Source organism: Mesorhizobium sp. M2A.F.Ca.ET.039.01.1.1 (assembly GCF_003998035.1).
Lineage (GTDB): Bacteria > Pseudomonadota > Alphaproteobacteria > Rhizobiales > Rhizobiaceae > Mesorhizobium.
The window spans coordinates 1-1229 of sequence record NZ_RZRY01001190.1; the positions used below are offsets into that span (position 1 = coordinate 1).

Genomic DNA, 1229 nt, shown 5'->3' on the forward strand with positions numbered 1-1229 from the left:
CCCCGGAGATGTCGAAGACCGGCCCGCCTGCGGAAAGCTGCTGGGCAGCGGCCCGCGCCCGGTTGATCCACGTGGTAGTCGCCTCACCCTCGGCGACGATGCGACCATCGACGACCGAGAGTCGTACCGAATCCGGCGGCGCCAGCGACGCCGACAGCCGCTTCAGCACGAATTCCGGCTCGAGGCTCTGATAGAACTGCCAGTTTGAATGAACGCGGGCGGGATCGACCTCCGTTCCCGACAGCAGCGACTGCGGGTCCGCGGCGAGCGGGTCTCTCAGGCCGGCGACATAGAACTCGCCGCCACGAATTTTTTGGTCCGAAACGACTATGCCCGGTTGGGCCGCCAGCCGCGACAGGTAGGCCTGCCAGCGGTGTGCGGTTTGCCAGGACAGAAAGAACCAGCCGCCCGCCACGATCAATGCCAGCAGGACCGCCGTCACCACCAGCCACGGAAATCCCTCTTTCGAATCCATGTGCTGCAGCTCGACGCAGGTCTGCAACTGCGTCTCAACGCCGGGCAACTGGGAACTGTCGCCGTCGAACCGCTCCAGGGCCCGCGAGAATTCTTGATGGATGCGAAGCAGTACGTCGCGGATGACTTCATGCAGTTCCTCCGGAGGATTTCCCCGGATCACCGCAACCAGGGTCGCAAACTGTCCGACTTCCGACCAGAGGCGAAGTTCCCCAAACCGGATGGTGTCGAGGCCGCTGTTTTCCTTCTCCTTGAAAGAGTCCTTCACAAAATCCTGGATCGCGCTCAGCATCGAGGAAATCAGTTGAGGGTCTTCGCTGGTTGCGTCTTGGGAAGTTACATGCGCAATCAGGAGCCCGGAAGCGCGGCTGATGAGAAAGACATGTTCTACGCGATAGATAAGAGAATGCTTGAGAACAACTGCAGAGAAGCTTGTCCCCGTTCGCCAGGCTTCAAACCTCCACTTCAACCCATGCCATGTGAATATATGCCTCAGAGACTCATTCAACGACTGGAAGGTTTGGTCGATCTTTTCGCCGATCGACTTGCGAATGGCCGGCAGAAACACCGGATATAATATATCGGTGAGCGTGTTTGGGTTCTTTTGGATGGACCGCTGCGCCGCCCGTTCGACAGCCGGGGCAAGAGCCTCGCCGAGTTGCGTATGGGACGCGCGCGCAGTTGCTTCGGGCAGAACGTTGCCCACCGCGGCGGCAAGCTGCTCGGGTTCGTCGAGCAGGTGCGTAACGCGGGAC

At 60.5% G+C, this 1229-nt stretch carries 1 pseudogene; it reads right to left on the reverse strand.

The features are described 5' to 3' along the window. Window positions 1–1229 (reverse strand): annotated as a pseudogene (locus EOA24_RS38520) (OmpA family protein); the annotation flags it as partial.